10 protein-coding genes and 1 pseudogene are annotated in these 10,000 nt (G+C 58.8%); 3 read left to right on the top strand and 8 right to left on the bottom strand.

What is annotated here, in order from left to right:
* Positions 1-248, bottom strand: a 248-nt coding sequence (locus AC1D35_RS33240; RefSeq protein ID WP_477942096.1) for a CHC2 zinc finger domain-containing protein, incomplete at its 3' end; no start/stop codon positions are given.
* Positions 249-282: 34 nt separating this feature from the next.
* Between AC1D35_RS33240 and AC1D35_RS33235 the strand changes: the two are divergent.
* Positions 283-459: pseudogene (locus tag AC1D35_RS33235) on the top strand (endonuclease domain-containing protein); the annotation flags it as partial.
* Positions 460-570: 111 nt separating this feature from the next.
* Here the strand turns inward: AC1D35_RS33235 and AC1D35_RS33230 are convergent.
* Positions 571-759, bottom strand: coding sequence for a helix-turn-helix domain-containing protein (locus tag AC1D35_RS33230; RefSeq protein WP_162748417.1), 189 nt, complete (start codon positions 757-759; stop codon positions 571-573).
* Between the two features lie 306 nt (positions 760-1,065).
* Between AC1D35_RS33230 and AC1D35_RS33225 the strand changes: the two genes are divergently transcribed.
* Together AC1D35_RS33225 and AC1D35_RS33220 are read left to right on the top strand one after the other, a co-directional pair.
* Positions 1,066-1,557, top strand: coding sequence for a histidine kinase (locus AC1D35_RS33225; protein WP_477942094.1), 492 nt, complete (start codon positions 1,066-1,068; stop codon positions 1,555-1,557).
* Between the two features lie 424 nt (positions 1,558-1,981).
* Positions 1,982-2,449, top strand: coding sequence for a hypothetical protein (locus AC1D35_RS33220; RefSeq protein ID WP_113307213.1), 468 nt, complete (start codon positions 1,982-1,984; stop codon positions 2,447-2,449).
* Between the two features lie 368 nt (positions 2,450-2,817).
* Here AC1D35_RS33220 and pncB read toward each other — a convergent pair whose 3' ends face one another.
* From pncB to AC1D35_RS33190, 6 genes are all read right to left on the bottom strand, one after another.
* Positions 2,818-4,122: a nicotinate phosphoribosyltransferase gene (gene pncB, locus AC1D35_RS33215; protein ID WP_113307212.1), complete on the bottom strand. Its 1,305-nt coding sequence runs from the start codon at positions 4,120-4,122 to the stop codon at positions 2,818-2,820.
* A 178-nt stretch (positions 4,123-4,300) separates the two neighbouring features.
* Positions 4,301-4,621 (bottom strand): hypothetical protein, encoded by a 321-nt coding sequence (locus AC1D35_RS33210; RefSeq protein ID WP_113307211.1) that lies wholly within the window; start codon positions 4,619-4,621, stop codon positions 4,301-4,303.
* A gap of 899 nt (positions 4,622-5,520) precedes the next feature.
* Positions 5,521-6,480, bottom strand: a complete 960-nt coding sequence (locus tag AC1D35_RS33205; protein WP_113307209.1) for a 2-hydroxyacid dehydrogenase — start codon at positions 6,478-6,480, stop codon at positions 5,521-5,523.
* An 8-nt stretch (positions 6,481-6,488) separates the two neighbouring features.
* Positions 6,489-8,117, bottom strand: coding sequence for an ABC transporter ATP-binding protein (locus AC1D35_RS33200; RefSeq protein WP_113307208.1), 1,629 nt, complete (start codon positions 8,115-8,117; stop codon positions 6,489-6,491).
* Positions 8,114-9,262, bottom strand: a complete 1,149-nt coding sequence (locus AC1D35_RS33195; protein ID WP_113307207.1) for an ABC transporter permease — start codon at positions 9,260-9,262, stop codon at positions 8,114-8,116. Before AC1D35_RS33195 ends, AC1D35_RS33200 begins: the two co-directional genes overlap by 4 nt.
* The coding region (locus tag AC1D35_RS33190; RefSeq protein ID WP_477942090.1) for an ABC transporter permease subunit at positions 9,262-10,000 on the bottom strand (739 nt) is incomplete at its 5' end. The genes AC1D35_RS33195 and AC1D35_RS33190, both read right to left, overlap by 1 nt.

The following is a 10,000-nucleotide window of genomic DNA, read 5'->3' as shown; positions in this document are numbered from 1 at the left end:
AAATCAAGGACATCGCCTTGCTTGCCACAGCCGAAGCAATGGAAACGTTCCACTCCATCGTGCGCTATGAAGACCTTGAACGACGGCGTGTCTTCGGCATGGAACGGGCAGCAGGTTTCGAACTCCCGCCCATTACGGCCGAGTTCGTAGCCGTATTGCGTGACGGTCGAAGACAGCGACACGTCACGCCGCAGACGTGCGATATCGTCAGGTTCGGCCGAGGATGCGTATGCATGTGTTCGCGACATGAAATTTTCCATGTGAGTTAAAGGCTTGATTTTCTTGGCCGGGGTCGTTGATGCATCGCCCGTGGCCCCCTCATCCGACCCTTCGGGCCACCTTCTCCCCGCTGGGGAGAAGGGGGAAACAGGCGCCGCGGTACGTCCCTTCTCCCAGTKGGGAGAAGGTGCGCGAAGGGCGGATGAGGGGGCTACAGGCACCAGGCCAGCCATCAAAAGACGATCTCAGCCCTCTCGATGACAGCATCGAACAGCACGTCGCCGCCGCGTGGCAGCATCGTCCGTCTGCGGTCCTTATCCGACCCTTCGGGCCACCTGACCGATGAAGGCGCTAGTCCGAAACCTGGAGGTTCCTATCGACGAAATCCTGCAGATCCGCCGGGCGGAACAGGGTGCGAGAACCGAGTTTCACGAAGGGAAGCTGGCCGGCCCTCATCTGCCGGTAGATGCTGGCGCGGCTGATGCCGGTCGTCGCTGTGACTTGCCTGATGTTCAGCAGAATTTTTGGGGTGACTTCCACGGTTTCTCTCCGAGTCTGGTTGTGTGCCTGACCGTATCCGTAAGGACGAAGAGTTATCGGGACGAAGTCACGCGGATGCGGTGGGGCATCTCCTTCGGCGCAACAGACATTCGCGGCTCCCTGGCGGCTCCCTGCCGGCATTTTCCCGAAGCCACCAAAAATGGATCGCGATGGCATGCGCTTGTCCGCGCTCCCGGTAAGGCTTGGCAAAGCAAAAGCCGGTAACGATCCGATGTGGCGCGATCCGGAGCGAGAGGGGTGGCAAGGGCTGCTGCCCGCCGGGACGCGACCATCCGGGGACCTACCATGAAGAAGCTCATCATTGCCGCCGCTTTCGCGGCATTCCTGCCTGTGATTGCCCAGGCGGAAACGCTGGAATTTCCGAGCGACGATCCGGTCGCGACCGTCACCATTCCCGACAACTGGGGGCCGAAGGAGACGGAGACCGGCATCGATRCCCAGTCCGATGATTCGGCGATCTATCTTTCGATCGACGTTGCCGATGCAAAGACGAGCGACAAGGTCATCGACGAGGCCTTCGCCTTCCTGCAGAAGAACGGCGTGACCATCGAGGAGAAGACCCAGAAGGAATCCGATGCCGAAATCAACGGCATGAAGATGAAAACCTTCGACTGGGATGGCACCGACAAGGAAGGCCCGGTCAATATCGGCGTCGCCGYGCTTTCGCCAAGCGAAGACAAGCTGCTGCTGATCACCTATTGGGGCACCAAGGGCAAACAGGACGCGCATGACGACGAGCTGATCGCCATCATCAGCTCGCTGAAGCCTGCCGGCTGATATACGCTTGAGATAATGGAAAGCGCCGCTCACGACGTGGCGCTTTTTTCATGTGTGAGAGACAGGCTTTGTCTTGACGCAAGACCGGACGCAAAACCGCTACACACTTGTACTGGAATTGCGGCCTTATGTAGCGTGATCACCAAAATAATTAATGTTTTCAGCTACCTAACATTCTGGCTGAGTTCAAGTCACTTTGGCATTCGCTTATTTGTATCGCCAAATTCATAGGCCTCTCTCTCCGAATCAAATCGGCACGTTCTTTTTATGTACTCCTCTAAAGATTGACGTTAAGAGAACATAAGAAGAACATTTTAGCATTTGTTCTCTCTTTTTCCCCGATATTCACTCATTTGCCTTCTCTGCGTCTCCCACGCTAGAGACTGATTGACCTGAAAGTAATTATGCTCAAGTGATTTTCACCATGAGCGACGATGCAGTTGAAATTGCTAAGGCTAAGATCGCGCAATACGAGGCCGAGATTAAGCGCTTGGAGCAATTTATCGAGATGGCCAACAGCCTTCTCGAAGATCGAACGATGTTTGAGCGCTATAAAGCCGAGCAAAAAGATAACACTGCGACGGCCAAGCAGATTGAACCACTTTCAGGTGTGAGAATCATCGCATCGTCATCCTCACCCACAGAGCTAATCTTGAAAGAGGCTGCTGACGTTCTCCGTCAAGAAGGCAAGCCAATGCTCGCCGCAGACATCTTCGACAAAGTAACACGACGCGGGGTGAAGATCGCGGGAATGAATCCCAAAGGGAACCTCACCGCTAAGTTTTCGCTTAAACGTGAAGTGTTTATTTTGGACAAAGAGACGAAGCTTTGGTCACTGGCTGAGTGGTCTAAGGATAAAACACAAGAAGCCTCCCCCGATCTTCTCGGATGAAGGCTTCTTTGGCTCACCGGCAGGAGCGCAATTCCTGCCAAGCACGGAGTGATGGATGGTGTAGCGCCATCACTCCCAATAACCGCTGCTACGCGGGCAGACTCGGCACTGCGTAGATGCCGAGAAGGAGGTCACGAGGATGCTTACGTACCCTCTCAAACAAAGCCCGAAAATGGGCTGCGTTTGGCTCATAATAGCTTAACCAGCAGCGGGCGGCGAAAGTCGCCCGCTTCGTATTTTATACCATAGGGGATTTTTGCCCTCAATGGATAACGAGCAAAAGGATTAATCTCCTATGGCTGAACGCATCCATTTGCCAAAAACGAAAACATTCTCCCACGCCATAACCGGCCTGCTTGGCAATTGCTTTAAACCAGCACGGCCTGATCGGTCCGGTCCTCGGTGCCGAAGAATTTCAGATAGCGTTCGACTTCCGCCGGTTCGCCGGTCGCCTTCTGCGGATTGTCCGAGAGCTTGACGGCCGGGCGGCCATTGGCGTCGCTCACCTTGCAGACGATGGATATCGGCAGGAAATCGGAACTGTCGTTCGGCGCACAGCCGGCGAAGTCATTCGTCAGGTTGGTGCCCCAGCCGAAGCTCATGCGGACACGGCCTTCGAAATGCTTGTAGGTATCGATGATCGCATCGACATCGAGGCCGTCGGAGAAGATCAGCAACTTCTGGCGCGGGTCGCGGCCCATCTTCTTCCACCAGTCGATGATCTTCTCGCCGCCTTCGACCGGCGGAGCGCTATCCGGGCGGAAGCCGGTCCAGTCCGCCACCCATTCCGGCGCATCGCGCAGGAAGGCGGCCGTGCCGAAAGCGTCCGGCAGCACGATCAGCAGGTTGCCGCCATAGAGCTTGTTCCAGTCGCGCAGCACCTTGTAGGGCGCGTTCTTCAGCTGCTCGTTCGTCTCGGCAAGGGCGGCGGCCACCATCGGCAGCTCATGCGCATTGGTGCCGACGGCCTCGAGATCGGAATCCATAGCCAGCAATACATTGCTGGTGCCGGTGAAGGCAGGACCGATGCCTTCCTTCAGCGCTTCCACGCACCAGCGCTGCCAGAGGAAGCTGTGGCGGCGGCGGGTGCCGAAATCGGAAATGCGCAGGCCGGGCAGTTCACTCAGCTTTTCCACCTTGGCCCACATCTTGGCCTTGGCGCGGGCATAGAGCACATCGAGCGTGAATGGCCCCATCGTCTTCATGGCGGCGCGCGAGCGCAGCTCGTTTATGATGGCAAGGGCGGGGATTTCCCACATGGTCGTTTCCTTCCACGACCCATGGAAATCCAGCACATACTGCCCGTCCTTCTTGGAGAGCTCATATTCCGGCAGCTGGAAATTGGAGAGCCAGGCGAGGAATTCCGGCTCGAAGATCTGTGCGCGACCATAGAAGCTGTTACCGGCGAGCCAGATCATCTCCTTCTTGGCGAGCCGCAGCGTGCGCGCGTGATCGAGATGCTCGCGCAATTCGCCCTCGTCGATCTGTTCGGCCAGGCGCACGCGCTTGGTGCGGTTGATCAGGGTGAAGGAGGCGCTGACATCAGGATAGAGCTTCCAGATCATCTGCAGCATCAGGAGCTTGTAGAAGTCCGTATCGATCAGACTACGGACGATCGGATCGAGTTTCCAGGTATGATTGTAGACGCGTCTTGCGATATCGGTCCTGGCCATGAAACTCCCGCCTGTCCGTCAATCCGGTCAAGTGCGGGCTGGCAACGGCCAGCGCACGAAACCGGCTCGTGCGCTTTCTTATCGAAAAATCGAGCTGCAAAGTCCAGAAAAAACAATAGGCAACGTCCCGCAGCAAGAACGGCTTCGGGACGTTGCTTAAATGTCTGACATCAACGCATTATTGTGCGGGTGCGGGTGCGGGTGCGGGTGCCGGGGCGGCAGGCTGGGCCGGGGCGGTGGCGCCACTCTGCGGCGCAGCTGCCGGGACCTGAGACTGCATCTGCTGGCCGGGCTGCTGAGGAGCGACATCATCGGCTTCCTTCTGGCCCCAGATTTCGACAGGGATCCAGACGAGGAAAGCCAGCACCAGTGCGGCAATCAGCACGGCCAGAATGCGACGGCCTGTGCGGCCCTGCTTGGCCTTGACCGGTGAAATTTCTTCTTCGACATGAAGCTTCTGATCGGACTTTTCCCAACGCGTTTCCGTTTGCGCCATGATCGTCTCCTTGCGCTGATCCGCAGGCCATGCCTGCAGAACTTCCGAGAAGAAACGAAGAGTGGCGTCGGATGGTTCCGAAGGGCTTTCCAGAGCATGTCGTTATCGCAAAACCGCTGCACAGTTTTGCGGAATTATGTCGCAAATGGAAAGCGCGAGGGTCGTGCACGTTCAGGCCCGAGAGGCCCAGCGGTTATTGTCTGCTTTGAAGGTGTCGTCGGCCCTCCGGGAGCCCCTGYGGGGCCAGGTCCATTGATGACGTGATCATGGGAGCCTCAAGTCCAGACCGAGCATACTGCTAAGGACGAAGGCGATGAGCCCCACGCCTAGTACCGCCAGCGCGAAGACTGCGGCCATCTTGCCGCCCGCGCGTAGTACCGCTCGCCTGTCTCCCTTCTCTCCTCGATCGTAATGCCACTTGATGGCGAAGAACATGGCCGCTCCTAAAGCGAAAACCTTGAACGTAACGAAGACTACAGGGACCCAATCCATATTAAGGACTCTCATGTGCATCAGCTACGCGCCTTATGATCTCATCTCAGGCAAACGCATACTTCCTATTATGCAACGCAGATATGTAATAGCAGGTGGCGGTTTCCTGGCCTGTCTCGTTGGGTTCGGGAATGACCGCTCAGGGCAGGAAACGGACATTGGCGGTGCTTGCTCAATAGTTCCGCGCTTTTGCGCGACGCGCACTACAGCATCGGCCCGAAAATCGGAATCGATTTTCGGGAAGCCTGATGCGGTGAATCAAGGAGTTAGAGCATCCTTTGTGCGTCCGAACGGACGCACGGCGCTCTAGGGCAATTCCAGCAAAAGTGGGAACCGGTTTTGCGTCCGGAATTGCAGAGAAAACAATAAGCTAGAGCATTGAAGGCGAAGCCGTTCTCGCCGGAGAGGCTCTAGTACCCCGCCTTGCGATCGACGACGAATTGCAGCGGCTCGCTGCGTTCGAAGCGGGCGATCTGGGCCTCGACATGACGGAAGAGCGCGTTCTCTTCCGAGATCGCAGCGTCATGCGGGGTGATGAAGACATTTTCCAGATGCCAGAGCGGATCATCTGCCGGCAGCGGCTCGACTTCGAAGACATCGAGCGAGGCGCCGCCGAGCACGCCGCCCTCAATCGCAGCAACGATATCGGCCTGCACCTGGCTCTTGCCGCGGCCGGCATTGATGAAGACCGGCTTGCCGAGGGCGCCACCCTGGCGCAGCCTGGTGAAGAAGGCCTTGTTGTAGAGGCCCGTCGTCTCCGGGGTCAGCGGCAGCAGGCCGACGACGATATCGGTCTTTGACAGGAAGGTATCGAGTTGCGGGCCGTCGAAGGTTTCGATGCCTTCAACCTCTTTCTTCGAGCGCGACCATCCGATCACGTTGAAGCCCATGACGCGTAGCTTGGCGACCGCATCCTGGCCGAGAATGCCGAGGCCCATGACGCCGACGGTGATGTCTGCAGCTTCCGGCGGGACGAGCTTGCCCCAGACCCGATCGCGCTGGTGCCGGTCATGCTCGCGCTGCAGGCGCAGGTGCATGAGGCACTGCATGACCACCCATTCACTCATGCGCGTCGTCAGGCTGCGATCGACGAAACGGACGATCGGAAGATCGGGCAGATCAGCGATGGACAGGATGCTATCGACCCCGGCACCACCGGAGAAGAGCACCTTCAGGTTCGGCGCGCGCTGGAAAATATCCGCATCAGGCTTCCAGAGCAGCGCATAATCGATGCTGGTCAGGTCGAGCGCCTTGCTGGCGGGATCGGCGGAATTGATGCTGCCGCGATCGGCAAAGGCGGTCTTCAGGATGCGGGCAACGGTCTCGGGGTCGAACTTGAGATCGACGAGAATGGGAGGTCTTGCTGACATGATCTTCTTTACTGCTGAACCGCAGGCGTGGACACCGCCTCGATATTGAAGGCGGCGGCCATCAACGCCTTGGTATAGTCATCCTTCGGTGCACGGAAGATTTCCGCTGACGACCCCTGCTCGACGACCTTGCCGAAGCGCATGACGATGACGTCATTGGCAAGCGCCTTGACCACTTTCAGGTCGTGACTGATGAAGAGATAGGCGAGATCGTGCTTCTTCTGCAGATCGCGCAGCAGGTCCACCACCTGCGCCTGCACGCTCATGTCGAGCGCCGATGTCGGCTCATCGAGCATGACGAAACGCGGCTTCAGCACCATGGCGCGGGCGATCGCGATGCGCTGACGCTGGCCGCCGGAAAATTCGTGCGGGAAACGCCAGCGGGTCAGTGGATCGAGGCCGACTTCCTCAAGCGCCCAGCAGACGCGCTGGTCGCGCTCCTCTGATGACAGCGAACGCTCGTGCACTTTCAGGCCCTCGGCAACGATATCGCCAACCGACATGCGCGGGCTGAGCGAGCCATAGGGATCCTGGAAAACGACCTGAAGCTGGTTGCGCAGGGGCCGCATTTCCGTGAATGAATAGCCTGCTATATCTCTTCCGACGAAGGAAATGCGCCCCTTCGACGAGATGAGGCGCGTGAGCGCGAGCCCGAGCGTGGTCTTGCCGGAACCGGATTCGCCGACGACACCAAGCGTCTGGCCCGCCCTCAGCGTCAGGTCGATGCCATCGACCGCCTTCACGTGATCGACGACCTTGCGCATGAGCCCGGCCTTGATCGGGAACCAGACCTTGATATCGCTGCCTTGCATGACGACAGGCTTGGAGGGGTCGGTCACCGGCGGTTCGCCGCGCGGTTCGGAGGCGAGCAAATGGCGCGTGTAGTCATGCTTCGGATTGGTGAAGACCTCTTCCACCGGTCCGGTCTCGACGATCTTGCCCTTGGTCATGACGCAAACGCGGTCGGCGAATTTGCGCACGATGCCGAGATCGTGGGTGATGAACAGCATGGACATGCCGTGCTCGCCCTTCAGCTTGCGCAGGAGTTCGAGGATTTGCGCCTGGACGGTGACGTCGAGCGCGGTTGTCGGCTCGTCGGCAATCAGCAATTCCGGCCGGTTGGCGAGCGCCATGGCGATCATCACACGCTGGCGCTGACCGCCCGAAAGTTCATGCGGATAGGCTTTCAGGCGCTTTTCCGGCTCGCGGATGCCGACCTGGTTCAAGAGCTCCAGCACACGGGTGCGCGCCGCCTGCCCGGTCATGCCCTGATGCAGGTCCAGGATTTCGGCAATCTGCCTTTCGATCGTGTGGAGCGGATTGAGCGATGTCATCGGCTCCTGGAAGATCATGGTGACGTCGTTGCCGCGAACTTCGCGCATTTCGCGGTCGGAGGCCTTCAAGAGATCCTTGCCCTTGAAGAATATCTCGCCGCCCGGATGGCTTGCCGAGGGATAGGGCAGGAGACGCAGGATGGAGTTTGCCGACACCGACTTGCCGGAACCGGATTCGCCGACGAGCGCGACAACCTCGCCCTTCTCGATATCGAAGGAGATACGGTCGACGGCAAGCGACGTTTCGCCGCCCTGATGGAAGGCAACGGAGAGATCGCGGACGGAGAGCAGCGGTTCACTCATTGGAACGTCTTTCTCGGATCGAAGGCATCGCGCACCGCTTCGCCGACGAAGATCAGCAGCGACARCATGATCGACATGGTGAAGAAGGCCGTCAGCCCGAGCCATGGCGCCTGGAGATTGGCCTTGCCCTGGGCGATCAGTTCACCGAGCGAGGGAGAGCCCGGCGGCATGCCGAAGCCCAGGAAGTCGAGCGAGGTCAGCGTGGTGATCGAGCCCGAGAGTATGAAGGGCAGGAAGGTCAGGGTCGCGACCATCGCATTCGGCAGCATATGCCGCCACATGATGGTGCGGTTGTTGACGCCGAGCGCCCGGGCAGCCCGGACATATTCGAAATTGCGGGCGCGCAGGAACTCGGCACGCACGACGCCGACAAAGCCCACCCAGGAAAACAGCAGCATGATGCCGAGCAGAACGAAGAATCCGGGCGGCAGGATCGCGGCGATGATCAGCAGGATGTAAAGCACCGGCATCGAGGACCAGATCTCGATGAAACGCTGGAGAAGCAGGTCCGTCCAGCCGCCGAAATAGCCCTGGATGGCACCGGCCGTCACGCCGATGACCGCCGAGCAGATGGTCAGCACCAGGCCGAAGAGAACGGAAATGCGGAAGCCATAGATGACGCGGGCAAAAACATCGCGCGCCTGGTCGTCGGTGCCGAGCCAGTTGAGGTTGCCGAGCCTGCAGCCGGGATCATCGACGCCCTGCGGATAGGCCGAGCAGCGCTCCTGCGACGACATCAGCCAGAACGGAGCGGTCGGGGCCGAATGCGGGATGTTGGAATTGACCGACTGATAGGAATAGCGGATCGGCGGCCAGATCATCCAGCCATTGGCATTGATCTCATCTGCTATGACCGAGGAACGGTAGTCCGTCTCGGCGAGGAAGCCGCCGAACTTCTCCTCGGGATAATCGATGACGACAGGGAAAAGGATCTCGCCCTTGTAGGAGGCGATGATCGGCCTGTCGTTGGCGATGAACTCGGCCATGAGGCTGAGCACGAAGAGCACGAGGAAGAGCCAGAGCGACCAGTAGCCGCGCCTGTTTGCCTTGAAGTTCTGCCAGCGGCGGATGTTGGTCGGCGACAGAAGGCCTTTGCGGGGCGGGCGGACGGGCGCTGATGTCGTCGGATTTGCGGCGGCATCCATCAGACGTCCCTCCGCTCGAAATCGATGCGCGGATCGATCCAGGTGTAGATCAGGTCCGAGATCAGGCCGACGAAGAGGCCGAGCAGCGAGAAGATATAGAGCGTCGCAAAGACGATCGGATAGTCGCGGTTGACGACGGAGAGGTAGCCGAGGCGGCCAAGGCCGTCGAGCGAGAAGATGTTCTCGATCAGGAGCGAACCGGTGAAGAAGGCGGAGATGAAGGCGGCTGGAAAGCTCGCGATGATGATCAGCATGGCATTGCGGAAAACGTGGCCGTAAAGCACCTGCCGCTCGTTCAGACCTTTGGCGCGCGCGGTGATGACATACTGCTTCTTGATCTCGTCGATGAAGGAATTCTTGGTCAGCAGCGTCGTCGTGGCAAATGACGCCAGCGACAGCGAGATCAGCGGCAGCGCGAGGTGCCAGAAATAATCGAGCGGCTTCTGCCACCAGGAAAGCTGGTCGAAATTATCCGAGACGAGGCCGCGCAGCGGGAACCAGTCATAGAAGGAGCCGCCGGCAAACAGCACGATCAGCAGGATGCCGAACAGGAAGCTCGGCACGGCATAACCGACGATGATGACGGCTGATGTCCAGACATCGAAGGAAGAGCCGTCCTTGACCGCCTTTCGGATGCCGAGCGGAATGGAGATGGCGTAGGAAAAGATCAGGATCCAGATGCCGAGCGAGATCGAGACCGGAAGTTTCTCGATAATCAGATTGAGCACGGTCGTATTG

This window comes from Rhizobium sp. P1_E6, assembly GCF_056405875.1.
Note: the sequence above shows the minus strand (reverse complement) of the source record. Positions and strands in the feature narration are given on the sequence as shown.

Excerpts from the sequence above, each read along its gene's own strand:
- AC1D35_RS33205 (WP_113307209.1), bottom strand. The coding sequence starts at position 6,480 with ATGTCAGCAAGACCTCCCATTCTCGTCGATCTCAAGTTCGACCCCGAG.
- pncB (WP_113307212.1), bottom strand. The coding sequence starts at position 4,122 with ATGGCCAGGACCGATATCGCAAGACGCGTCTACAATCATACCTGGAAA.
- AC1D35_RS33200 (WP_113307208.1), bottom strand. The coding sequence starts at position 8,117 with ATGAGTGAACCGCTGCTCTCCGTCCGCGATCTCTCCGTTGCCTTCCAT.
- AC1D35_RS33220 (WP_113307213.1), top strand. The coding sequence starts at position 1,982 with ATGAGCGACGATGCAGTTGAAATTGCTAAGGCTAAGATCGCGCAATAC.